This is a genomic window from Mycobacterium sp. E1747 (assembly GCF_001667775.1).
GTDB lineage: Bacteria > Actinomycetota > Actinomycetes > Mycobacteriales > Mycobacteriaceae > Mycobacterium.
Genome location: NZ_LZJI01000206.1, coordinates 1 through 24,364, shown reverse-complemented (window position 1 = coordinate 24,364; position 24,364 = coordinate 1). Strand labels below are relative to the sequence as shown.

16 protein-coding genes are annotated in these 24,364 nt (G+C 69.6%); 15 read left to right on the top strand and 1 reads right to left on the bottom strand.

What is annotated here, in order from left to right:
• Positions 1-25 precede the first annotated feature (25 nt).
• From A5695_RS22090 to rplL, 5 genes are all read left to right on the top strand, one after another.
• Complete coding sequence (locus tag A5695_RS22090) at positions 26-4,171, top strand: NEW3 domain-containing protein (protein WP_068087247.1); 4,146 nt, start codon at positions 26-28, stop codon at positions 4,169-4,171.
• Positions 4,168-4,779, top strand: a complete 612-nt coding sequence (locus A5695_RS22085; RefSeq protein WP_068087244.1) for a malonyl CoA-ACP transacylase — start codon at positions 4,168-4,170, stop codon at positions 4,777-4,779. Before A5695_RS22090 ends, A5695_RS22085 begins: the two co-directional genes overlap by 4 nt.
• A 5-nt stretch (positions 4,780-4,784) precedes the next feature.
• The gene (locus A5695_RS22080; protein ID WP_068087241.1) at positions 4,785-5,690 is read left to right on the top strand and encodes an ROK family protein; all 906 of its coding nucleotides are present in this window, start codon (positions 4,785-4,787) and stop codon (positions 5,688-5,690) included.
• 246 nt (positions 5,691-5,936) lie between these two features.
• The gene (gene rplJ, locus A5695_RS22075; protein WP_068087238.1) at positions 5,937-6,554 is read left to right on the top strand and encodes a 50S ribosomal protein L10; all 618 of its coding nucleotides are present in this window, start codon (positions 5,937-5,939) and stop codon (positions 6,552-6,554) included.
• 43 nt (positions 6,555-6,597) lie between these two features.
• Positions 6,598-6,990 carry a 50S ribosomal protein L7/L12 gene (rplL, locus tag A5695_RS22070; RefSeq protein ID WP_067109612.1) on the top strand — a complete coding sequence of 131 codons (393 nt, stop codon included), beginning with the start codon at positions 6,598-6,600 and terminating at the stop codon, positions 6,988-6,990.
• 55 nt (positions 6,991-7,045) lie between these two features.
• Here the strand turns inward: rplL and A5695_RS22065 are convergent, their stop codons facing one another.
• Positions 7,046-7,726, bottom strand: coding sequence for a TetR/AcrR family transcriptional regulator (locus A5695_RS22065; RefSeq protein ID WP_369830228.1), 681 nt, complete (start codon positions 7,724-7,726; stop codon positions 7,046-7,048).
• A gap of 62 nt (positions 7,727-7,788) precedes the next feature.
• On the opposite strand from A5695_RS22065, the gene A5695_RS22060 reads away from it, so the two are divergent.
• The 10 genes from A5695_RS22060 (at position 7,789) to A5695_RS22015 (ending at position 24,228) form a co-directional block, all read left to right on the top strand.
• The gene (locus tag A5695_RS22060) at positions 7,789-9,285 is read left to right on the top strand and encodes a carotenoid oxygenase family protein (protein WP_068087236.1); all 1,497 of its coding nucleotides are present in this window, start codon (positions 7,789-7,791) and stop codon (positions 9,283-9,285) included.
• 169 nt (positions 9,286-9,454) lie between these two features.
• On the top strand, positions 9,455-10,465 hold the full coding sequence (locus A5695_RS22055) for an ABC transporter ATP-binding protein (protein ID WP_068087233.1): 1,011 nt from the start codon (positions 9,455-9,457) through the stop codon (positions 10,463-10,465).
• A gap of 397 nt (positions 10,466-10,862) precedes the next feature.
• Positions 10,863-14,384, top strand: coding sequence for a DNA-directed RNA polymerase subunit beta (locus tag A5695_RS22050; protein WP_156749801.1), 3,522 nt, complete (start codon positions 10,863-10,865; stop codon positions 14,382-14,384).
• 41 nt (positions 14,385-14,425) lie between these two features.
• Positions 14,426-18,376, top strand: coding sequence for a DNA-directed RNA polymerase subunit beta' (locus A5695_RS22045; protein WP_068087230.1), 3,951 nt, complete (start codon positions 14,426-14,428; stop codon positions 18,374-18,376).
• 143 nt (positions 18,377-18,519) lie between these two features.
• Complete coding sequence (locus tag A5695_RS22040; RefSeq protein ID WP_068087364.1) at positions 18,520-19,275, top strand: deoxyribonuclease IV; 756 nt, start codon at positions 18,520-18,522, stop codon at positions 19,273-19,275.
• A gap of 11 nt (positions 19,276-19,286) precedes the next feature.
• Positions 19,287-20,126, top strand: a complete 840-nt coding sequence (locus A5695_RS22035) for a PHB depolymerase family esterase (protein WP_068087227.1) — start codon at positions 19,287-19,289, stop codon at positions 20,124-20,126.
• 51 nt (positions 20,127-20,177) lie between these two features.
• Positions 20,178-21,806: an acyl-CoA dehydrogenase family protein gene (locus tag A5695_RS22030; RefSeq protein ID WP_068087224.1), complete on the top strand. Its 1,629-nt coding sequence runs from the start codon at positions 20,178-20,180 to the stop codon at positions 21,804-21,806.
• Positions 21,803-22,741 (top strand): crotonase/enoyl-CoA hydratase family protein, encoded by a 939-nt coding sequence (locus A5695_RS22025; RefSeq protein WP_068087221.1) that lies wholly within the window; start codon positions 21,803-21,805, stop codon positions 22,739-22,741. Before A5695_RS22030 ends, A5695_RS22025 begins: the two co-directional genes overlap by 4 nt.
• A 3-nt stretch (positions 22,742-22,744) precedes the next feature.
• Entirely contained in the window at positions 22,745-23,464 is a 720-nt protein-coding gene (locus tag A5695_RS22020) for a PaaX family transcriptional regulator C-terminal domain-containing protein (protein WP_068087218.1), read from the top strand.
• Positions 23,461-24,228, top strand: a complete 768-nt coding sequence (locus tag A5695_RS22015) for a crotonase/enoyl-CoA hydratase family protein (protein ID WP_068087215.1) — start codon at positions 23,461-23,463, stop codon at positions 24,226-24,228. Before A5695_RS22020 ends, A5695_RS22015 begins: the two co-directional genes overlap by 4 nt.
• Positions 24,229-24,364 lie beyond the last annotated feature (136 nt).

Genomic DNA, 24,364 nt, shown 5'->3' with positions numbered 1-24,364 from the left:
CGCGGGAAGGCCGTAAAGTGCGGGGATGCAGCTGGTTTCGGCCCATTCGACCGAGCTGTTCGTCGGGCCGCCGGACGCGCCGGTGCAGCTGGCGCGGGTGACCCTCTCCGCCGTGGCCGAGCCGACTCCGATCCGCATCGACGGGGACGGCGTGAGCGGGGAGGCGGTGGCCGGAGCCGGCGACGAGGTGGTCGAGGTCCCCGTCCGGGTGGACCGCCCGGTCGTCGGGCAGCGGCGGGCGGCGCACGCGCTGGCCGGCGGCGCCCGGCAGCCGTTCGAGTTCGTCGTCGCCGAGCCCGGGTGGACCATGTACATGGTCAGCCACTTCCACTACGACCCGGTCTGGTGGAACACCCAGGGCGCCTACACCAGTGAGTGGGTTTCCGACCCGCCGGGCCGGCAGACGAACAGCTTCCAACTGGTCCACGCGCACCTGGAGATGGCCCGCCGCGAACCGGAGTACAAGTTCGTGCTGGCCGAAGTCGACTACCTCAAGCCGTATTGGGACACCCACCCCGAGGACCGCGCCGACCTGCGCCGCTTCCTGGCGCAGGGCCGCGTCGAGGTGATGGGCGGCACCTACAACGAACCCAACACCAACCTCACCAGCCCGGAGACGACGATCCGAAACCTGGTGCACGGCATAGGGTTTCAGCGTCACGTGCTGGGCGCCGACCCGGCCACCGCCTGGCAGCTCGACGTGTTCGGCCACGACCCCCAATTCCCCGGGATGGCCGCCGACGCCGGGCTGACGTCCAGCTCGTGGGCCCGGGGGCCACATCACCAGTGGGGCCCGGGCGATGACGTCGACCGCATGCAGTTCTGCAGCGAGTTCGAGTGGATCGCGCCGTCGGGCCGCGGCCTGCTGACCCACTACATGCCCGCGCACTACGGCGCGGGCTGGGGGATGGACGAGTCGGCCTCGCTCGCCGAGGCCCAGGACGCCACCTACGCGCTGTTCCGTCGGCTCAAGCGGGTCGCGCTGACGCGCAACGTGCTGCTGCCCGTCGGCACCGACTACACGCCGCCGAACAAGTGGGTCACCGCCATCCACCGCGACTGGGCCAGCCGCTACGCCTGGCCGCGCTTCGTCTGCGCGCTGCCGCGGGAGTTCTTCGCGGCCGTGCGCGCCGAGCTGGCCGAGCGCGGCCGCGCGCCGTCACCGCAGACCCGCGACATGAACCCGATCTACACCGGCAAGGACGTGTCCTACATCGACACCAAGCAGGCGAACCGGGCCGCGGAGAACGCCGTCCTGGAAGCCGAACGGTTCGCCGTGTTCGCCGGGCTGACAGCGGGCGCCGAGTACCCGCAAGCCGCGCTGGCCAAGGCCTGGGTGCAGCTGGCCTACGGGGCGCACCACGACGCCATCACCGGGTCGGAGTCCGACCAGGTCTACCTCGACCTGCTGACCGGGTGGCGCGACGCGTGGGAGCTCGGCCGCGCGACCCGCGACGCCGCGCTGGCGCTGCTGTCCCGCCCGCTCGGCGGGGACGTCGCGGTGTGGAACCCGCTGGCCCAGCAGCGCACCGACGTCGTCACCGCGCGGCTCGACGCGCCACTCGGGGCCGGGGTTCGGGTGCTGGACACCGACGGCAGCGAGCTGCCCGTACACGTCGAGGACGGTGGCCGGTCGGTCAGCTGGCTGGCGCGCGACGTTCCGTCGCTGGGCTGGCGGGCCTACCGGCTCGTCCCCGGCGGCGGTCCGGCCGGCTGGGAGGCGGTGCCCGGCGCCGCGATCGCCAACGAGCGCTACCGCCTCGAGGTCGACCCGGCGCGCGGCGGGGGAGTGGTGTCGCTGGTCTATGACGGTCGGGAGCTGATCGCCGACGGCCGGGTGGGCAATGAGCTGGCCGTCTACGAGGAGTATCCGTCGCACCCGACGCAGGGCGAGGGCCCGTGGCACCTGCTGCCGAGGGGGCCGGTGGTGTGCTCCGCGGAGTCGCCGGCCCGGTCGCAGGCCTATCGCGGCCCGCTGGGGCAGCGGATCGTCGTCACCGGCCGGATCGGCGCGCTGCTGCGCTACACCCAGACCCTCACCCTGTGGCACGGCGTGACGCGGGTCGACTGCCGCACCACCATCGACGAGTTCACCGGCGCCGACCAGCTGGTGCGGCTGCGCTGGCCCTGCCCGGTGCCCGGCGCCATGCCGGTCAGCGAGGTTGGCGACGCCGTAGTGGGGCGGGGCTTCGCCCTGTTGCACGACGGGGCGCGGTCGGTGGACACCGCGCAGCACCTCTGGACCCTGGACAACCCTGCCTACGGCTGGTTCGGCCTGTCCTCTGCGGCGCGGGTCCGGGTGGGCCCGCGCGTGCGGGCGATCTCGGTGGCCGAGGTGGTCACCCCCGGCGAGGCGGAGTCGGGGCCGCTGGCGCGCGATCTGATGGTCGCCCTGGTGCGCGCCGGGGTGACGGCGACCTGCAGCGGCGCGGACAAGTCCCGCTACGGCGACCTCGACATCGATTCGAACCTGCCCGACGTGCGGATCGCCCTGGGTGGGCCGACCCGCAACGCCTTCACCAGGGCGGTGCTGGCGCAGGCGGACGCGGCGTACGCCGACGAGCTCGACCGCCAGCTGGCGGCGACGGGCCGGGCCGCGGTCTGGGTGCCGGCTGCCGCCCCGTTGGCGGCGGCGTGGGCGCCCGGTGCCGACCTGCGCGCGCCCGCGGCGCTGCCGGTGCTGGTGATCGCCGGTCGCGACGAGGAGAGCCTGGCCGCCGCGATCGCGGCGGCGGCCGACGACCTCGGCGATGCCGAACTCGTCGTCACCCAGCGGGCGCCGGCGGACGCCGACGACTTCGAGGACCGCACCGTCGCCCTGCTCAACCGGGGTGTCCCCAGCTTCGCCGTCGACGCCGAGGGGATGCTGCACACCGCGCTGATGCGCTCCTGCACCGGCTGGCCGTCGGGGACCTGGATCGACGAGCCGCGCCGCACCGCCCCGGACGGCTCGAACTTCCAACTCCAGCACTGGACGCACGCCTTCGACTACGCGCTGGTCTGCGGCGACGGTGACTGGCGCCGCGCCGAGATCCCCAGCCGCAGCGCGCAATTCGCCCACCCGCTGCTCGCCGTCACCGCCGGCGGGGCAGACGGCGCTCAGCCCGCGGCCGGGTCCCTGCTGCGTGTCGAACCCGCGGGCCGGGTGCAGCTGGCCGCCCTGAAGGCGGCCGGCAACCCGCTCACGGCTGGCAGCGCCCGGCCGGTCGACCCGCACATGGTGGCGCTGCGCCTGGTGGAGACGACGGGGGCGGGGGCCGCCGCCGTCATCGGCTCGGACGTCGGCGAACTCGCCGACGTGCGCCCGGCCGACCTGCTCGAAACGGCGCGCGCCGGCCGCCGCCCGCTCGACCTGCACGGCTACCAGGTGGCCACCGTGCTGGCCCGGTTCGACACGCCGCACGCGCGGGCGGCGTCCGTCGCGCTGGCCCAGGACGCCGAAACCGCCCAGCCGTTGTACGCGCGCTACTGGCTGCACAACCGGGGCCCGGCGCCGCTGGGTGGGCTGCCGGCCGTCGCGCATCTGCACCCCGCGCGGGTGCCCGCCCAACCGGGCGGCGAGGCCGTGCTAAGGCTCACCGCGGTCAGCGACTGCAGCGATGCCACCCTCACCGGCACGGTCACCCTGGTGTGCCCGGACGGCTGGACGGCCAAGCCCGACGAGCTGCCCTTCACGTTGCGCGCCGGCGACGTCCGGGAGGCCGACGTGGCGGTGTCGGTGCCCGCCCACGCCACCCCGGGCCGCTACCCGGTCCGGGCCCAGCTCCGCATCACCGGTGACGAGGCCCCGGCCGCGTGGCGCCAGACGGTCGAGGACGTGTGCATCCTCGAGGTCGGCGCGACCGACGAGGGCGAGCTGATCTACCTCGCCGAGGGCCCGGCCGACATCGCGGTGGCCGCCGGGGCCGCGGCGGCGCTCACCGTCACGGTCGGGAGCCGCGCCGGGGCGGACCTCGCGCTCGAGGCGCACCTGATCAGCCCGTGGGGCACGTGGGAGTGGCTGGGCCCCGCCGCGGCGGGCGCGGACCTGCCCGCCGGCGGATCCGCCGAGCTGTGTTTCTCGGTGACCCCGCCGGCCTGGCTGGAGCCTGGCCAATGGTGGGCCCTGGTCCGGGTCGGCTGCGCCGGGCGGCTGCTGTACACCCCGGCGGCCAAGGTGACGGTGACATGAGCGTGGTTGCGACGGTCGGCGGCGTTGCGGTCCCGGTCGACGAGGTCGACGCGGCCGAAACGCGGCTGCGCGGCCGGCGGGGCGCGGCCGCCCTGCCGGCCCGCGGTACCGCCGAGGGACGCCAACTGCGGCGCTGGTTAACCCAGCTGATCGTGACCGAGCGGGTGGTAGCCGCCGAGGCCGCGGCCCGCGGCCTGAGCGGGCGGGGCGCGCCGGACGAGCAGGAACTGCTGCCCGACGCGACGGCCCGGCTGGAGATCGGCAGCGTCGCGGCGGCCGTCCTGGCCGACCCGCACGCGCGGGCGCTGTTCGCCGACGTCACCGCCGCGGTGAGCGTCCCCGACGAGGAGGTGGCCGCCTACCACGCCCGCAACCCGCTGCGGTTCGCCGACCCGCGCCGCGGATCGCACGGCTGGCGGGTCCCGCCGCCGGCCGCCCCGCCGCTCGACGAGGTGCGGTCGGCGATCGCCGCCCATCTGCTCGGTGCCGCGCGGCGCCGAGCCTTCCGGGTGTGGTTGGACGCGCGGCGGGCGGCGCTGGTGCGACTCGCTCCCGGCTACGAGCATCCCGGCGACCCACGCCAACCCGACAACACCCACCGGCACTGATCGCGATGCTCACCCTCTGCCTGGACATCGGCGGCACCAAGGTCGCCGCCGGCCTCGCCGATCCCGACGGCGCGCTGGTGCACACCGTCATCCTGCCGACACCCGGCGGCGGGGCCGAGGAGGTGTGGGCCGCGGTCGACGCGACGATCGCCGACGCGCTGCGCGTGGCCGACGGTGCGGTCGCCGCCGTGGGCATCGGGTCGGCCGGCCCCATCGACCTGCGTGCCGGAACCGTCAGCCCCGTCAACATCAAAGGCTGGCAACGCTTCCCGCTGCGCGACCGGGTGGCGGCCGCGGTTCCGGGCGTCCCCGTGCGGCTCGGCGGCGACGGCCTGTGCATGGCGCTGGGCGAGCACTGGCGCGGCGCGGGCCGCGGCGCGGACTTCCTGCTGGGCATGGTGGTATCCACCGGGGTGGGCGGCGGGCTGGTGCTCGGCGGCGTTCCGTACACCGGCCGGACCGGCAACGCCGGCCACGTCGGGCATGTGGTGGTGGAGGACGGCGGCCCGCCCTGCGTATGCGGCGGGCGCGGTTGCGTCGAGGCGATCGCCTCCGGACCGTCCATGGTGCGCTGGGCGCGGGCCAACGGATGGTCCGCCCCGCCCACGGCCGGCGCCCGCGACCTGGCCGCCGCCGCGGCGGCCGGGGATCCGTTGGCGGGCCGGGCATTCCGCCGGGGTGCCACCGCGCTCGCGGCGATGATCGCCTCGGTCGGCGCGGTCTGCGACCTGGACCTCGTCGTCATCGGGGGAGGCGTAGCCAACTCCGGTGGCCTGCTCTTCGACCCCCTGCGGGAGAAGCTGGCCGAGTACGCCCGGCTGGACTTCCTGGCCGGTCTGCGGGTGGCGCCCGCCGAACTCGGCGGCGAGGCGGGCCTGGTCGGCGCGGCGCGGCTGGCCGGCGCGCGCTGACCGCCGTTTTGGCTGACGCGGACGGGTCAGGCTATCCTGGGTTCCGATCCACCGAAGACCGTCGGTCACCGAGCAATCGGTTGAAGGTCCGGGAGCATCCCGGCGGCCCACGCAGGAGGACGAGGTAGCAGCGCCGGCACCGCCGGCGCGCATTCACGCCCCGACCGCATCCTGCGCCGGGGCTTTCGTCGTTTTTCGGGTGATCACAGACGACACGTCGCATGGCTTTCACTTCAGGAGGTACGCATGGCCAGGGCTGACAAAGCCACCGCCGTTGCAGACATCGCCGAGCAGTTCAGGGACGCGACCGCGACCCTGATCACCGAGTACCGCGGGTTGACCGTGGCCAACCTGGCCGAGCTGCGCCGGTCGCTGAGCGGCTCGGCCACCTACTCGGTGGCCAAGAACACGCTGATCAAGCGGGCAGCGTCCGAGGCGGGCGTCGAAGGCCTCGACGAGCTGTTCGCCGGCCCGACCGCCATCGCGTTCGTCACCGGCGAGCCGGTCGACGCCGCCAAGGCCATCAAGACCTTCGCCAAGGACCACAAGGCGCTGGTCATCAAGGGCGGCTACATGGACGGTCGCGCGCTGACCGTCGCCGAGGTCGAGCGCATCGCCGACCTGGAGTCGCGCGAGGTGCTGCTGGCCAAGCTGGCCGGCGCCATGAAGGGCAACCTCGCCAAGGCGGCCGGCCTGTTCGCCGCCCCGACCTCGCAGATGGCTCGCTTGCTGGCCGCCCTGCAGGAGAAGAAGCCCGCCGAGCCGGAGCCCGCCGCTCCGGTCGCACAAGCAGCGGCGGCGCCCGCCGAAGAAACCCCCGAGGCACCGGCCGAAACGGCCGAGGCACCGGCCGAAGCCGAATAAAACCAACCCCGCAAACCTGGGAAAACAAGGAAGGACCCACACCATGGCGAAAATGTCTACCGACGACCTGCTTGACGCCTTCAAGGAAATGACCCTGTTGGAGCTCTCCGACTTCGTCAAGAAGTTCGAGGAGACCTTCGAGGTCACCGCGGCCGCCCCGGTCGCCGTCGCCGCGGCCGGCCCCGCCGCCGGTGGCGCCCCCGCCGAGGCCGCCGAGGAGCAGTCGGAGTTCGACGTCATCCTCGAGGCCGCCGGCGACAAGAAGATCGGCGTCATCAAGGTGGTCCGCGAGATCGTCTCCGGCCTGGGCCTCAAGGAGGCCAAGGACCTGGTCGACAGCGCGCCCAAGCCGCTGCTGGAGAAGGTCGCCAAGGAGGCCGCCGACGAGGCCAAGACCAAGCTCGAGGCCGCCGGCGCCACCGTCACCGTCAAGTAGCTCCACGCCGAAAACCCCCGGGACCGCCCTGCGGCTCCCGGGGGTTTCGTCGTCCTCAGGACTCCACCGACAGCCTGATCTGCTCGGTGGAATCACCCAGGGCCACAAGCAGATTGGTGAACATCGAGATGAGCACGGGCGCGACGGCCGCGCCGTCGTCGCCGTAAAACCCGGCCAGCTCCAGCATCACGAAGCCATGCACCTGGGACCAGAACTGGGCCGCCGTGGCAACGATCGTCGGGTCGTCGTCGGGGGAACACGCCGTGATACGGCCGGCGAGTATCGATCGGCGCACCGCGCGGACCACGTGGGCGAAGCTGGGGATTTCGCGTTCTACCTCGGCGACCGTCAGCGTCAGGACGTTGCCCGCTGGGGCATTGATGCCGTGCGCGCTGGTGCTGCCGAACATCAGCCGGTACATGTGCGGGTGCTTGATGGCGTAACGCCGGTAGGCCGCACCGAGCACGAACAGGTCGGCGACCGGATCGTCGGTCGCGGGGACGGTCAGCGCGGCATCGAACTGGCGCAAGCCCTCTTCGGCCACCTCGGCGATCAGGCCGCGCATCCCCCCGAAGTGGGTGTACAGGGCCATCGTCGACGTTCCGGCCGCGCCGGCAACCTTGCGGGTCTGCAACGCGTCCGGGCCGTGCTCGTGCAGCAGGTCGACGGCGGCGCGCAGCATCTCGTCGCGGACGCCGCGCTGCCCGCGCGTCAATTCCGAAGTCATCGTTGCCATCCTCCCATTCGCGGCGTAGCGTCGGTATAACAGCGTCATATCAATGTTATAGGAGCTCAGAAATGACGGTCACGCACACCGCCAAAACCGCGAACCCGTATCTCGAGGGACTGCTGGCGCCGGTGGCCGGCGAGGTGACCGCGGCCGACCTGCCGGTCACCGGGCACATCCCCGAACACCTCGACGGTCGCTACCTGCGCAACGGTCCCAACCCCGCCGAAGAGGTCGACCCCGCCACCTACCACTGGTTCAGCGGCGACGGGATGGTGCACGGCGTCGCGCTGAGCGAGGGCGGGGCTCGCTGGTACCGCAACCGCTGGGTGCGCAGCCTGTCGGTGTGCGCGGCCCTGGCCGAACCGACGCCGGGCCGGCTCGACCCGCGGGCGGGCATGCTCTCGCTGGGCGCCAACACCAACGTCTTGACCCATGCCGGGCGCACCCTGGCGCTGATCGAGGGCGGGGTGGCCAACTATGAGCTGACCGACGAGCTGGACACGGTGGGGACCTACGACTTCGACGGCACCCTGGCCGGCGGCTACACCGCCCATCCACACCGCGACCCGCGCACCGGCGAACTGCACGCCGTGTCCTACTCGTTCGCGCGCGGGCGCACCGTGCAGTACTCGGTGATCGACACACAGGGCCGGGCCCGCCGCACGGTCGACATCGAGGTGTCGGGGTCGCCGATGATGCACGATTTCTCGTTGACCGAGAAGTACGTCGTCATCTACGACCTGCCGGTGACCTTCGACCCCGTGCAGATGCTGCCGCAGACCATGCCCCGCTGGCTCAGCCTGCCCGCGCGGCTGGCGATGCAGTCGCTGATCGGGCGGGTGCGGGTGCCGAGCCCGATCAACGCCATGATCAACCGGAACCCGAAGCATTCGGACCGCATGCCGTACGCCTGGAACCCCCGCTATCCGGCGCGCATCGGCGTCATGCCGCGCGACGGCCACGGGAGCAACGCGGGCAAGGATGCCATCCGCTGGTTCGACATCGAACCCTGCTACGTCTACCACCCGCTCAACGCCTACTCCGAGATGCGGGATGGCGCAGAGGTTTTGGTGCTCGACGTGGTGCGGTATGCGCGGATGTTCGACCGCGACCGGCGCGGGCCCGGCGAGACGCCGCCGACGCTGGACCGGTGGACCATCAACCTGGCGACCGGCGCGGTGGCCACCGAATGCCGCGACGATCAGCCGCAAGAGTTTCCGCGGATCAACGAGGACCTGTTGGGCGCTCCGCACCGGTTCGGCTACACCGTCGGGGCGTACTTCGCCGGCGGCGCCTCGGCGTTGTACAAGCACGACTACGCGACCGGCGCCCGAGAGGTCGCTCCGCTCGATCCCGACCTTTTGCTCGGCGAGATGTCCTTTGTGCCCACCCCCGGCGCGGCGGCCGAGGACGAGGGCGTTCTGATGGGCTATGGGTATCACCGGGGCCGCGACGAGGGCCAGTTGGTGTTGCTGGACGCCGGGACGCTCGAGCCGGTGGCGACCGTGCATTTGCCGCAGCGGGTGCCGATGGGCTTTCACGGCAATTGGGCGCCCACTGGCTAACGCGTGTCGAATAGGATGGCGGTCGCCGGCGATGGCGGGATCTCAGGTCAGCCAATTTTTCCCGGCTGTGCCACGCAACCCTGATGCCGAGCAGCAAGCGTGCGCTACAGTGACTGATGCCACACATAGGGGCAGGTGGCGGGCATGAGCATCGACGGAAGGATCTCGCATGGGTGTCGCTATTGAGGTGAACGGCCTCACGAAGTCCTTCGGGTCGTCGAGAATTTGGGAAGACGTGACCCTGGAGATCCCTGCCGGGGAGGTGAGCGTCCTGCTGGGGCCGTCGGGTACCGGCAAATCGGTGTTCCTGAAGTCCCTGATCGGTCTGCTGCGGCCTGAGCGCGGTTCGGTCGTGATCGATGGCACCGACATCCTGCAGTGTTCGGCCAAGGAACTCTACGAGATCCGCACCCTGTTCGGCGTCATGTTCCAGGACGGCGCCCTGTTCGGTTCGATGAACCTGTTCGACAACGCCGCCTTCCCGCTGCGCGAGCACACCAAGAAGAAGGAAGGCGAGATCCGTGACATCGTCATGGAGAAGCTGACCATGGTGGGTCTGGGCGGTGACGAGAAGAAGTTCCCCGGCGAGATCTCCGGCGGTATGCGCAAGCGCGCCAGCCTGGCCCGCGCGCTGGTGATGGACCCGCAGATCATCCTCTGCGACGAGCCCGACTCCGGTCTGGACCCGGTCCGCACCGCCTATCTGAGCCAGCTGATCCTCGACATCAATGCCCAGATCGACGCCACCGTCCTCATCGTGACGCACAACATCAACATCGCCCGCACCGTGCCGGACAACATGGGCATGCTCTTTCGGCGCAAGCTGGTCATGTTCGGCCCGCGTGAGGTGCTGCTGACCAGCGACGAGCCGGTCGTGCGGCAGTTCCTCAACGGGCGCCGCATCGGCCCGATCGGCATGTCCGAGGAGAAGGACGAGTCGACGATGGCCGAAGAGCAGGCCGCCCTCGAGGCCGGCCAGCACGCCGGCGGTGTGGAGGAGATCGAGGGCGTGCCGCCGCAGATCGTCGCGTCCCCCGGAATGCCCGAGCGCAAGGCCGTCGGCCGCCGCCAGGCGCGGGTGCGCGAGATCCTGCACACCCTGCCGCCGAAGGCGCAAGCCGCGATCATCGACGACATGGAGGGCACCCACAAGTACCGGGCGCACGAGGTCGGCGACTAGCTCGCTCGGCCCGAGATTTCGCGATAACTTCGCGTAACTCTCCCGGCCCGCCCTCTTGACGACGGGCCGTAAACGGGCCAGTCTGTTGGGCAGCATGTATCCAGCGGAGAGTCGAGATGCCAGCCAGCGCCGATGTCCCTGGATGTCCTGCGCTGGACAGTTGAGGAATGCGCCGCCCTACGCTATTGTTGGACGTTGCGCTGGCTACCTCCTGCCCACCTCACCCGCCACCTGACACCGTGGTCTAAGCCTGAGCCCCCTGTAAGCGGCTTAGTTCTTTGCTCGTGCGCGTGAGATCCGGACAGATTGTTCGCCGGCCTAACCGACACAATTCGCGGCGAACGCAACCGGGTGTTCCGGTCTTCGTGAGTCGCACGAGGTGCTGGAAGGATGCATCTTGGCTGATTCTCGCCAGAGCAAAACGGATCGCCCACAAAGTTCCTCTAACGGAAGTTCCCCAAACGGCTCCGTCCCCGGAGCGCCTAACCGAGTTTCCTTCGCCAAGCTGCGCGAACCGCTCGAGGTTCCCGGCCTGCTCGACGTGCAGATCGACTCCTTCGAGTGGTTGATCGGCTCACCGCGCTGGCGCGAGGCCGCCGCCAATCGTGGCGAGCCCAGCCCGGTGGGCGGCCTCGAAGAGGTGCTCTACGAGCTCTCACCGATCGAGGACTTCTCCGGCTCGATGTCGCTGTCGTTCTCCGACCCGCGTTTCGACGAGGTCAAGGCGCCGGTCGACGAGTGCAAAGACAAGGACATGACGTACGCGGCCCCGCTGTTCGTCACGGCCGAGTTCATCAACAACAACACCGGCGAGATCAAGAGCCAGACGGTGTTCATGGGTGACTTCCCGATGATGACCGAGAAGGGCACCTTCATCATCAACGGGACCGAGCGTGTGGTCGTCAGCCAGCTGGTGCGCTCGCCCGGCGTGTACTTCGACGAGACCATCGACAAGTCCACCGAGAAGCTGCTGCACAGCGTCAAGGTGATCCCCAGCCGCGGTGCGTGGCTGGAGTTCGACGTCGACAAGCGCGACACCGTCGGCGTGCGCATCGACCGCAAGCGCCGCCAGCCCGTCACCGTGCTGCTCAAGGCGCTCGGCTGGACCAACGAGCAGATCCACGAGCGGTTCGGCTTCTCCGAAATCATGATGGGCACGCTGGAGAAGGACAACACCGCCGGCACCGACGAGGCGCTCCTGGACATCTACCGCAAGCTGCGCCCGGGCGAGCCGCCGACCAAGGAGTCCGCGCAGACCCTGCTGGAGAACCTGTTCTTCAAGGAGAAGCGCTACGACCTGGCCCGCGTCGGCCGCTACAAGGTCAACAAGAAGCTCGGCCTGAACGTCGGCGAGCCGATCACGTCGTCGACGCTGACCGAGGAAGACGTCGTCGCCACCATCGAGTACCTGGTTCGCCTGCACCACGCCCGCACGGATGGCCAGCCGGCTGTCATGACCGTCCCCGGCGGCACCGAGGTGCCGGTGGAGACCGACGACATCGACCACTTCGGTAACCGCCGGCTGCGCACGGTCGGCGAGTTGATCCAGAACCAGATCCGGGTCGGCATGTCCCGGATGGAGCGCGTCGTCCGCGAGCGGATGACCACCCAGGACGTCGAGGCGATCACGCCGCAGACGCTGATCAACATCCGACCGGTCGTCGCCGCGATCAAGGAGTTCTTCGGCACCAGCCAGCTCTCCCAGTTCATGGACCAGAACAACCCGCTGTCGGGTCTGACCCACAAGCGCCGCCTGTCGGCGCTGGGCCCCGGCGGTCTGTCCCGTGAGCGGGCCGGGCTGGAAGTCCGTGACGTGCACCCGTCGCACTACGGCCGGATGTGCCCGATCGAGACGCCGGAGGGTCCGAACATCGGTTTGATCGGCTCGCTGTCGGTGTACGCGCGGGTCAACCCGTTCGGGTTCATCGAGACGCCGTACCGCAAGGTGGTCGACGGTGTGGTCACCGACGAGATCCACTACCTGACCGCCGACGAGGAGGACCGCCACGTCGTGGCGCAGGCCAACTCGCCGATCGATGCGAATGGCCGGTTCGAGGAGTCGCGCGTCCTGGTCCGCCGGAAGGCGGGCGAGGTCGAATACGTGCCGTCGTCCGAGGTGGACTACATGGACGTCTCGCCGCGCCAGATGGTGTCGGTGGCCACCGCCATGATCCCGTTCCTCGAGCACGACGACGCCAACCGTGCCCTGATGGGCGCCAACATGCAGCGTCAGGCGGTTCCGCTGGTGCGCAGCGAGGCGCCGCTGGTGGGCACGGGCATGGAGTTGCGCGCCGCGATCGATGCCGGCGACGTCGTCGTCGCGGACAAGGCCGGGGTGATCGAGGAGGTCTCGGCCGACTACGTCACCGTGATGGCCGACGACGGCACCCGGCACACCTACCGGATGCGTAAGTTCGAGCGCTCCAACCACGGCACCTGCGCCAACCAGTCGCCGATCGTGGACGCCGGGGACCGGGTCGAGGCCGGCCAGGTCATCGCCGACGGACCCTGCACCGAGAACGGTGAGATGGCGCTGGGCAAGAACCTGCTGGTGGCGATCATGCCGTGGGAGGGTCACAACTACGAGGACGCGATCATCCTCTCCAACCGCCTGGTTGAGGAGGACGTGCTGACCTCGATCCACATCGAGGAGCACGAGATCGACGCCCGCGACACCAAGCTGGGCGCCGAGGAGATCACCCGGGACATCCCGAACGTCTCCGACGAGGTGCTGGCCGACCTCGACGAGCGCGGCATCGTCCGCATCGGCGCCGAGGTCCGCGACGGCGACATCCTGGTCGGCAAGGTCACCCCGAAGGGTGAGACCGAGCTGACCCCGGAGGAGCGGCTGCTGCGGGCGATCTTCGGCGAGAAGGCGCGTGAGGTCCGCGACACCTCGCTGAAGGTGCCGCACGGCGAGTCCGGCAAGGTCATCGGCATCCGGGTGTTCTCCCGCGAGGACGACGACGAGCTGCCTGCCGGTGTCAACGAGCTGGTTCGCGTCTACGTGGCCCAGAAGCGCAAGATCTCCGACGGTGACAAGCTCGCCGGCCGGCACGGCAACAAGGGCGTGATCGGCAAGATCCTGCCCGTCGAGGACATGCCGTTCCTGCCGGACGGCACCCCGGTGGACATCATCCTGAACACGCACGGTGTGCCGCGACGGATGAACATCGGCCAGATCCTGGAGACCCACCTCGGGTGGGTGGCCAAGTCCGGCTGGAACATCGACGGTTCGCCCGAGTGGGCGGTCAACCTGCCCGAGGACCTGCTGCACGCGCAGCCGAACCAGATCGTGTCGACGCCGGTGTTCGACGGCGCCAAGGAGGAGGAGCTGGCCGGCATGCTGTCCTGCACGCTGCCGAACCGGGACGGCGACGTCATGGTCAACGGCGACGGCAAGGCGGTGCTTTTCGACGGCCGCAGCGGTGAGCCGTTCCCGTACCCGGTGACCGTCGGCTTCATGTACATCATGAAGCTGCACCACCTGGTGGACGACAAGATCCACGCCCGCTCCACCGGCCCGTACTCGATGATCACCCAGCAGCCGCTCGGTGGTAAGGCGCAGTTCGGTGGTCAGCGGTTCGGTGAGATGGAGTGCTGGGCCATGCAGGCCTACGGTGCCGCGTACACGCTGCAGGAGCTGTTGACCATCAAGTCCGACGACACGGTCGGCCGGGTCAAGGTGTACGAGGCGATCGTCAAGGGCGAGAACATCCCCGAGCCGGGCATCCCCGAGTCGTTCAAGGTGCTGCTCAAGGAGCTGCAATCGCTGTGCCTGAACGTCGAGGTGCTCTCGTCGGACGGCGCGGCGATCGAATTGCGCGAAGGCGAGGACGAGGACCTGGAGCGGGCTGCGGCCAACCTGGGAATCAACTTGTCGCGCAACGAATCCGCCTCCGTTGAGGACCTGGCTTAATCACTTTTAGTTACTAAACCCGCAAGGGGAAAGGGAGTTACGTGCTCGACGTCAACTTCTTCGATGAACTCCGTATCGGCTTGGCTACCGCGGAGGACATCAGGCAATGGTCTTACGGCGAGGTCAAGAAGCCGGAGACGATCAACTACCGCACGCTGAAGCCGGAGAAGGACGGCCTGTTCTGCGAGAAGATCTTCGGACCGACTCGCGACTGGGAGTGCTACTGCGGCAAGTACAAGCGCGTCCGCTTCAAGGGCATCATCTGTGAGCGCTGCGGTGTCGAGGTGACCCGCGCCAAGGTCCGCCGCGAGCGGATGGGCCACATCGAGCTGGCCGCGCCGGTCACGCACATCTGGTACTTCAAGGGTGTGCCGAGCCGGCTCGGTTACCTGCTCGACCTCGCCCCGAAGGATCTCGAGAAGATCATCTACTTCGCGGCGTACGTGATCACGTCGGTCGACGACGAGATGCGGCACAACGAGCTGTCCACGCTCGAGGCCGAAATGATGGTGGAGCGCAAGGCCGTTGAGGACCAGCGCGACGCCGACCTGGAGGCCCGCGCGCAGAAGCTGGAGGCCGACCTGGCCGAGCTGGAGGCCGAGGGCGCCAAGGCCGACGCCCGCCGCAAGGTGCGCGACGGCGGCGAGCGGGAGATGCGCCAGCTCCGCGACCGTGCCCAGCGCGAGCTGGACCGGCTCGAGGACATCTGGAACACCTTCACCAAGCTGGCCCCCAAGCAGCTGATCGTCGACGAGAACCTCTACCGCGAGCTCGTCGACCGCTACGGCGAGTACTTCACCGGCGCCATGGGCGCGGAGTCGATCCAGAAGCTCATCGAGAACTTCGACATCGACGCCGAGGCCGATATCTTGCGTGATGTCATTCGAAACGGCAAGGGGCAGAAGAAGCTTCGCGCCCTCAAGCGTCTCAAGGTGGTCGCCGCCTTCCAGCAGTCGGGCAACTCGCCGATGGGCATGGTGCTCGACGCCGTCCCGGTGATCCCGCCGGAGCTGCGCCCGATGGTGCAGCTCGACGGTGGCCGCTTCGCGACCAGCGACCTGAACGACCTGTACCGCCGGGTCATCAACCGCAACAACCGCCTCAAGAGGTTGATCGACCTCGGCGCGCCCGAGATCATCGTCAACAACGAGAAGCGGATGCTGCAGGAGTCCGTCGACGCGCTGTTCGACAACGGCCGCCGCGGCCGCCCGGTCACCGGGCCGGGCAACCGTCCGCTCAAGTCGCTGTCGGATCTGTTGAAGGGCAAGCAGGGTCGGTTCCGGCAGAACCTGCTCGGTAAGCGCGTCGACTACTCGGGCCGTTCGGTCATCGTGGTCGGCCCGCAGCTCAAGCTGCACCAGTGTGGCCTGCCCAAGCTGATGGCGCTCGAGCTGTTCAAGCCGTTCGTGATGAAGCGGCTCGTCGACCTCAACCACGCACAGAACATCAAGAGCGCCAAGCGGATGGTGGAGCGGCAGCGTCCCCAGGTGTGGGACGTCCTCGAAGAGGTCATCGCCGAACACCCGGTGCTGCTGAACCGCGCGCCGACCCTGCACCGGCTGGGCATCCAAGCCTTCGAGCCGATGCTGGTGGAGGGCAAGGCCATTCAGCTGCACCCGCTGGTCTGCGAGGCGTTCAACGCCGACTTCGACGGTGACCAGATGGCGGTGCACCTGCCGTTGAGCGCCGAGGCGCAGGCCGAGGCGCGCATCCTGATGCTCTCGAGTAACAACATCCTGTCGCCCGCGTCGGGCCGCCCGCTGGCCATGCCGCGACTGGACATGGTGACCGGGCTGTATTACCTGACCACCGAGGTCGACGGCGACAAGGGCGAATTCGCCCCCGCCGCAAAGGATCAGCCGGAGGTCGGGGTGTACTCCTCGCCGGCCGAGGCGATCATGGCCGCCGACCGCGGCGTGCTCTCGGTACGGGCCAAGATCAAGGTGCGGCTGACGCAGCTGCGTCCGCCGGCCGAGGTCGAGGCGGAGGTGTTCGGTGCCAACGGCTGGCAGCCGGGCGACGCCTGGTTGGCCGAGACCACGCTGGGTCGGGTGCTGTTCAACGAGCTGCTGCCGGTGGGCTACCCGTTCGTGAACAAGCAGATGCACAAGAAGGTGCAGGCTGCGATCATCAACGACCTCGCCGAGCGCTACCCGATGATCGTGGTCGCGCAGACTGTCGACAAGCTCAAGGACGCCGGCTTCTACTGGGCCACCCGCAGTGGTGTAACCGTGTCGATGGCCGACGTGCTGGTTCCGCCGCGCAAGAAGGAGATCCTCGACCAGTACGAGGAGCGGGCGGAGAAGGTCGAAAAGCAGTTCCAGCGAGGTGCTTTGAACCACGACGAGCGCAACGAGGCGCTGGTGGAGATCTGGAAGGAAGCCACCGACGAGGTCGGTCAGGCGCTCCGCGAGCACTACCCCAGCGACAACCCGATCATCACGATCGTCGACTCGGGCGCCACGGGTAACTTCACCCAGACCCGAACGCTGGCCGGCATGAAGGGTCTGGTGACCAACCCCAAGGGTGAGTTCATCCCGCGTCCGGTCAAGTCGTCGTTCCGCGAGGGCCTGACCGTGCTGGAGTACTTCATCAACACGCACGGCGCCCGAAAGGGCTTGGCGGACACCGCGTTGCGCACCGCCGACTCGGGTTACCTGACCCGTCGTCTGGTGGACGTGAGCCAGGATGTCATTGTCCGCGAGCACGACTGCGAGACCGAGCGCGGCATCATCGTCGAGCTCGCCGAGCGTCAGTCGGACGGCACCCTGATCCGCGACCCGTACATCGAAACCTCGGCGTACGCGCGGACTTTGGGCGCCGACGCGGTCGACGAGGCGGGCAACGTCGTCGTCGCACGCGGCGAGGACCTCGGTGACCCGGAGATCGACGCCCTACTGGCGGCCGGCATCACGCAGGTCAAGGTGCGCTCGGTGTTGACCTGCACCACGGGCACCGGCGTGTGCGCGACCTGCTACGGCCGCTCGATGGCGACCGGCAAGCTGGTCGACATCGGCGAGGCCGTCGGCATCGTCGCGGCCCAGTCCATCGGTGAGCCCGGCACGCAGCTGACCATGCGTACGTTCCACCAGGGTGGTGTCGGTGAGGACATCACCGGCGGTCTGCCCCGGGTGCAGGAGCTCTTCGAGGCCCGCGTCCCGCGCGGCAAGGCGCCGATCGCCGACGTCACCGGGCGGGTGCAACTCGAGGAGGGCGAGCGCTTCTACAAGATCACCATCGTTCCCGACGACGGGAGCGAGGAGGTCGTGTACGACAAGCTCTCCAAGCGACAGCGGCTGCGCGTGTTCAAGCACGAGGACGGTTCCGAGCGGGTGCTGTCCGACGGCGACCACGTCGAGGTGGGCCAGCAGCTGATGGAGGGTTCGGCCGACCCGCACGAGGTGCTGCGCGTGCAGGGCCCCCGCGAGGTGCAGATCCACCTGGTCCGCGAGGTTCAGGAGGTCTACCGCGCCCAGGGTGTGTCGATCCACGACAAGCACATCGAGGTGATCGTCCGCCAGATGCTGCGCCGCGTCACCATCATCGACTCGGGCGCAACGGAGTTCCTGCCCGGCTCGCTGATCGACCGCGCGGAGTTCGAGGCGGAGAACCGTCGGGTGGTGGCCGAGGGCGGCGAGCCCGCCGCCGGGCGCCCGGTGCTGATGGGTATCACGAAGGCGAGCCTGGCCACCGACTCGTGGCTGAGTGCGGCGTCGTTCCAGGAGACCACGCGAGTGCTGACCGATGCGGCCATCAACTGCCGCAGCGACAAGCTCAACGGTCTGAAGGAGAACGTGATCATCGGAAAGCTGATCCCGGCCGGTACCGGCATCAACCGTTACCGCAACATCCAGGTGCAGCCGACCGAGGAGGCCCGAGCCGCCGCGTACACGATCCCGTCCTACGAGGATCAGTACTACAGCCCGGACTTCGGCCAGGCGACCGGCGCCGCGGTCCCGCTGGACGACTACGGCTACAGCGACTACCGCTAGTTGGCAACGAAGAAGCCCCGGGCCTAAGCAAAGAGGCCCGGGGCTTTTTCGTGCGCCCGTTGGGCCCCTCTAGCGCCGAGTGTGCGGCCAGCCGCACGTTCGCCGGCGCGGGCCGGTCGGTGGCACTCACTACACTGGCCATCGTGCTCATCGGTTCACACGTCCACAACGACGACCCGCTGGCCGCCGCACAGGCGGACGGGGCCGACGTGGTGCAGTTCTTTCTCGGCAACCCGCAGAGCTGGAAGAAGGCGAAGCCCCGCGACGACGCCCCGACGCTCAAGGCGTCGGCCGTGCCGCTCTACGTCCACGCGCCCTACCTCATCAACGTGGCATCGGCGAACAACCGCATCCGGATCCCGTCGCGCAAGATCCTGCAGGACACCTGCGACGCGGCCGCGGAGATCGGCGCGACGGCCGTGATCGTGCACGGCGGCCACGCCGACGACGACGACATGGAGGCCGGATTCCAGCGGTGGGTCAAGGCGCTGGACTACCTGGAAACCGACGTGCCCGTGTATCTGGAGAACACCGCGGGCGGCGACCACGCGATGGCCCGCCACTTCGACACCATCGGCAAACTCTGGGATCACATCGGCGACAAGGGCATCGGCTTCTGCCTGGACACCTGTCACGCCTGGGCCGCGGGTGAGGCGCTGGTCGACGCGGTCGAGCGGATCCGGGCCCTGACCGGACGCATCGACCTGGTGCACTGCAACGACTCGAGGGACGCGGCGGGTTCGGGCGCCGACCGGCACGCCAACTTCGGCACCGGCCAGATCGATCCCGAACTGCTCGTCGCGGTGGTGACGGCGGCCGATGCGCCCGTCATCTGCGAGACCGCCGACGAGGGACGCAAGGACGACATCGCGTTCCTGCGGGAAAAGACCGGCGGCTGAGATCTCCGCCCGTGCTCGGTCGGCTCGCAACGCTTCTCGGGGTAGTCCTGCTGGTCGTGAGCTGTTCGCCGCTGAAACCCGAGCCGCCCTCGGGCTTCGTCACCGGGACCAGCCTGCACCATCTCGATGTGGGCGGACATGATCGCAGCTACCGGCTCTACGAGCCGGTGAGCAAACCCGCTTCGCCGCCGCTGGTCGTCGTGCTGCACGGCTATTCCGGGAGCGCCCGACAGGTCGAAAGGGATTACGGCTGGGACGAATTGGCCGATTCTTCCAAGTTCGTCGTCGCCTACCCGGACGGGCTGGATCGGGCCTGGAACGTCGACGGGGAAACCTGCTGTGGCCGGCCGGGACGGGAGGGCGTCGACGACGTCGCGTTCATCAGCGCGGTCGTCGCCGACGTCGCCAAGCACGTCGGCACGGACCCCGCCCGCATCTATGTCTCCGGCATGAGCAACGGCGGCATCATGTCCTACACGCTGGCCTGCGCCACCGACATCTTCGCCGCGATCGGTCCGGTCGCCGGCACCCAGCTGAACCGATGTCCGAATCCGCGTCCGACGTCGATCATGCACATCCACGGCACTGCGGACCGGCTGGTGCCCTACGGTGGCGGGCAGGGTTTCAGCGTGATCAACGGCCCGGCGGTCCCCGACGTGAATGCGTTCTGGCGCAACGTCGATCAGTGCGCGAACCCGACCGCCACCAGCGACGGCCCGACCGCCACCTCGACGGCGGGATGCGCCGGCAACCGCGGCGTCACGCTCATCACGATCGAGGCGGGCGGACACGAGTGGCCGCCGTTCGCCGCCCGCACCCTGTGGGAGTTCTTCGCCGCGCACCCACGGTGACGACGCATTACACCTCTTGTGCGGCTGTTCAAAAAATGTAACATGAGGGGCATGTCGGATACCCATGTCGTCACCAACCAGGTTCCCCCGCTGGAGAACTACAACCCCGCGACGTCCGCGGTGCTCGTCGAGGCCCTGATCCGCGAGGGCGGGGAATGGGGCACAGAAGAGGTGACCGAGGTGGGCGCGATCGCCGGTGGCCGCCAGGCCCAGCGGTGGGGCGAGCTCGCCGACCGCAACCGGCCCATCCTGCACACCCACGACAAGTACGGCCACCGGGTCGACGAGATCGAGTTCGACCCGGCCTATCACGAGCTGATGCGCACGGCGATCGCCCATGGCATCCACGCGGCGCCGTGGGCCGACGGACGCCCGGGCGCCCACGTGGTGCGGGCGGCCAAGATGTCGGTGTGGAACGTCGAGCCCGGGCACACCTGCCCGATCTCGATGACCTACGCGGTCGTCCCCGCGCTGCGCTACAACCCCGAACTCGCGGCGGTTTACGAGCCCCTGCTAACCAGCCGCGAATACGATCCTGAGCTCAGGCTGGCCACCACCAAGCGCGGCATCACCGCCGGCATGTCGATGACCGAGAAGCAGGGTGGCTCCGACGTGCGCGCCGGGACCACGCAGGCAACCCCGAACGGCGACGGCACCTACCGCCTCACCGGCCACAAGTGGTTCACCTCGGCGCCGATGTGCGACATCTTCCTGGTGCTCGCGCAGGCGCCGGGCGGACTGTCGTGTTTCATGCTTCCCCGGATCCTGCCCGACGGCAGCCGCAACCGGATGTTCCTGCAGCGCTTGAAGGACAAGCTCGGCAACCACGCCAACGCGTCCAGCGAGGTCGAATATGACGGTGCCATCGCATGGCTGGTGGGCGAGGAGGGCCGCGGGGTCCCGACCATCATCGAGATGGTCAACCTCACCCGGCTGGACTGCACCCTGGGCAGCGCCACCAGCATGCGCACGGGCCTGACCCGCGCGATCCACCACGCCCAGCACCGAAAGGCGTTCGGCGCCTACCTGATCGACCAGCCGTTGATGCGCAACGTGCTGGCCGACCTGGCCGTGGAGGCCGAGGCCGCCACCATCGTCGCGATGCGGATGGCTGGGGCCACCGACAAGGCGTTGCGCGGCGACGACCGGGAGGCGCTGCTGCGCCGCATCGGTTTGGCGGCCAGCAAGTACTGGGTGTGCAAGCGCGCGACCCCGCACGCGGCGGAGGCGCTGGAATGCCTGGGTGGCAATGGTTACGTCGAGGACTCGGGCATGCCGCGGCTGTTCCGCGAGGCGCCGCTGATGGGCATCTGGGAGGGCTCGGGCAACGTCAGCGCGCTGGACACGTTGCGCGCCATGGCAACTCGTCCCGAATGCGTCGAGGTGCTGTTCGCCGAACTGGCCGAGAGCGCCGCGGCTGACGCGCGACTGGGCGCCCACGTTGACCGGCTGCGGGCGGACCTGACCGATCTGGACACCATCACGCTCCGGGCCCGCAAGGTCGCCGAGGACATCTGCCTGGCGCTGCAGGGGTCGCTGCTGGTGCGCTACGGCCACCCCGCGGTCGCCGAGGCCTTCCTGACCACCCGGCTCGACCGCCAGTGGGGCGGGGCATTCGGCACGATGCCCACCGGGCTGGACCTGGCTCCCATTCTTGAGCGTGCTCTGGTAAAGGGATGACTCACGCGATCAGACCAGTCGACTTCGACAAACTGAAGACGATGACCTATGAGGTCACCGATCGGGTAGCCCGGATCACCTTCAACCGGCCGGAGAAGGGGAACGCGATCGTCGCCGACACCCCGCTGGAGCTCTCGGCGCTGGTGGAGCGCGCCGACCTGGATCCCAACGTGCACGTGATCCTGGTGTCGGGCCGGGGCGAGGGATTCTGCGCGGGCTTCGACCTGAGCGCGTACGCCGACCGCACCGGCTCGGCCGGCGGGACCGGCGCGTACGCGGGCACCGTGCTCAGCGGAAAAACCCAGGCGGTCAACCACTTACCCGATCAGCCGTGGGACCCGATGATCGACTACCAGATGATGAGTCGGTTCGTGCGCGGCTTCTCCAGCCTGATGCACGCCGACAAGCCGACGGTGGTCAAGATCCACGGCTACTGCGTGGCGGGGGGCACCGACATCGCGCTGCACGCCGACCAGGTGATCGCCGCCGCCGACGCCAAGATCGGATATCCGCCGACGCGGGTATGGGGCGTCCCGGCGGCGGGCCTGTGGGCGCACCGGCTCGGCGACCAGCGCGCCAAGCGCCTGCTGTTCACCGGCGACTGCATCACCGGGGCCCAGGCCGCCGAATGGGGCCTGGCGGTCGAGGCGCCGGAGCCCCAAGACCTCGACGAGCGCACCGAGCGGTTGGTGCAGCGGATCGCCGCGGTGCCGGTCAACCAGCTGATCATGGTAAAACTCGCGCTGAATTCGGCTCTGCTGCAACAGGGTGTGGCCACCAGCCGGATGGTCAGCACCGTGTTCGACGGGGTCGCCCGGCACACCCCGGAAGGCCATACCTTCGTCGCCGACGCCACCGAGCACGGCTTCCGGGAAGCGGTGCGGCATCGCGACGAGCCCTTCGGTGACTACGGCCGCCGCGCGTCACAGGTCTAGCCCATGGCCACCATGACGGCGCGGTCGGTGGTGCTCAGTGTGTTGCTCGGGGCCCACCCGGCGCACGCGCGGGCCAGCGAATTAATCCGGCTTACTTCGGATTTCGGCATCAAAGAGACGACGCTGCGGGTCGCGCTGACCCGCATGGTGGGCGCCGGTGACCTGATCCGCTCCGCGGACGGCTATCGGCTCTCTGATCGCCTGCTGGCCCGGCAGCGACGCCAGGACGACGCCATCGACCCACGGGTCCGGCCATGGGGCGGGGAGTGGATCACGCTGATCGTGACCAGCGTGGGCGGCGACGCCCGCACGCGGGCCGCGCTGCGAAACACCATGCACGGCAAGCGCTTCGGTGAACTGCGCGAGGGCGTGTGGATGCGCCCCGACAACCTGGAGCTCGACCTCGATCCCGAGATCGACGCCCGGGTGCGGGTGCTGCGCGCGCGCGTCGACGATGCCGCCGAGCTCGCCGCCCAGCTGTGGGATCTGCCCGCGTGGGCCCGGGCCGGTAACCGGCTGTTCGACGAGATGGCCGCCGCGCCGAACATTCCAGCCCGGTTCGTGGTGGCGGCGGCGACGGTGCGCCACCTGCTCACCGACCCGGTATTGCCCGACGAATTGCTGCCCGCCGACTGGCCGGGCGCGCGGCTGCGCGCGGCCTACCACGACTTCGCCACCGAGCTGCTGCGGCGGCGGGAACCCCTATTCGCGGAGGCAAAATGAGCGACCCAGTGCGCATCGAGCGCAACGGCCCGGTGACGACGGTGATCCTGAACCGCCCGGCCGCCCGCAATGCGGTCAACGGCCCCACGGCCGCCGCGCTGTACGCGGCGTTCGACGAATTCGACCGCGACGACACCGCGTCGGTCGCCGTGCTGTGGGGAGACGGTGGAACCTTCTGCGCCGGCGCCGATTTGAAGGCCTTCGGCACACCGGACGCCAACGCCGTGCACCGGACGGGTCCAGGCCCGATGGGACCGACGCGAATGGTGCTGTCCAAGCCGGTGATCGCCGCCGTCAGCGGCTTCGCGGTCGCCGGGGGTCTGGAGTTGGCCGTCTGGTGCGACCTGCGGGTGGCCGAGGAGGACGCCGTGTTCGGGGTGTACTGCCGCCGCTGGGGCGTGCCGCTGATCGACGGGGGCACGGTGCGGCTGCCGCGGCTGATCGGACACAGCCGCGCGATGGACATGATCCTCACCGGCCGCGGGGTCAAGGCCGACGAAGCCCTCGCGATGGGGCTGGCCAACCGCGTCGTGCCGAAAGGTCAGGCCCGCCAAGCGGCTGAGGAACTGGCCGCGCAACTGGCCGCACTGCCGCAGCAATGCCTGCGGTCGGACCGACTCTCGGCGCTGCATCAATGGGGGACAACGGAATCCGAGGCGATCGACTTCGAATTCGCCAGCATCTCGCGCGTCGCGGCCGAGGCGAACGAGGGGGCGGGGCGGTTCGCCGCGGGCGCGGGCCGGCACGGCGCTCCCGCGAGTTAGCCGACGCCTTACGGTGCGAGCCGCACCCTGCCGGGCGGCCCGGGCGGCGGCTCCGGATCAGCGCCGCCGCCGCCGCAGCAGGAGCCACTGCCGGGGCCGGAACAGGGGCCACCCGCCGCCCCCGCCCCGGGCGGCC

Bases quoted from the DNA above. Each gene is read 5' to 3' on its own strand.
- A5695_RS22060 (WP_068087236.1), top strand. From the start codon at position 7,789: ATGACGGTCACGCACACCGCCAAAACCGCGAACCCGTATCTCGAGGGA.
- A5695_RS22085 (WP_068087244.1), top strand. From the start codon at position 4,168: ATGAGCGTGGTTGCGACGGTCGGCGGCGTTGCGGTCCCGGTCGACGAG.
- A5695_RS22020 (WP_068087218.1), top strand. From the start codon at position 22,745: ATGGCCACCATGACGGCGCGGTCGGTGGTGCTCAGTGTGTTGCTCGGG.
- A5695_RS22030 (WP_068087224.1), top strand. From the start codon at position 20,178: ATGTCGGATACCCATGTCGTCACCAACCAGGTTCCCCCGCTGGAGAAC.
- A5695_RS22065 (WP_369830228.1), bottom strand. From the start codon at position 7,726: ATGGCAACGATGACTTCGGAATTGACGCGCGGGCAGCGCGGCGTCCGC.
- rplL (WP_067109612.1), top strand. From the start codon at position 6,598: ATGGCGAAAATGTCTACCGACGACCTGCTTGACGCCTTCAAGGAAATG.
- A5695_RS22090 (WP_068087247.1), top strand. From the start codon at position 26: ATGCAGCTGGTTTCGGCCCATTCGACCGAGCTGTTCGTCGGGCCGCCG.
- A5695_RS22080 (WP_068087241.1), top strand. From the start codon at position 4,785: ATGCTCACCCTCTGCCTGGACATCGGCGGCACCAAGGTCGCCGCCGGC.
- A5695_RS22055 (WP_068087233.1), top strand. From the start codon at position 9,455: ATGGGTGTCGCTATTGAGGTGAACGGCCTCACGAAGTCCTTCGGGTCG.
- A5695_RS22025 (WP_068087221.1), top strand. From the start codon at position 21,803: ATGACTCACGCGATCAGACCAGTCGACTTCGACAAACTGAAGACGATG.
- A5695_RS22015 (WP_068087215.1), top strand. From the start codon at position 23,461: ATGAGCGACCCAGTGCGCATCGAGCGCAACGGCCCGGTGACGACGGTG.
- rplJ (WP_068087238.1), top strand. From the start codon at position 5,937: ATGGCCAGGGCTGACAAAGCCACCGCCGTTGCAGACATCGCCGAGCAG.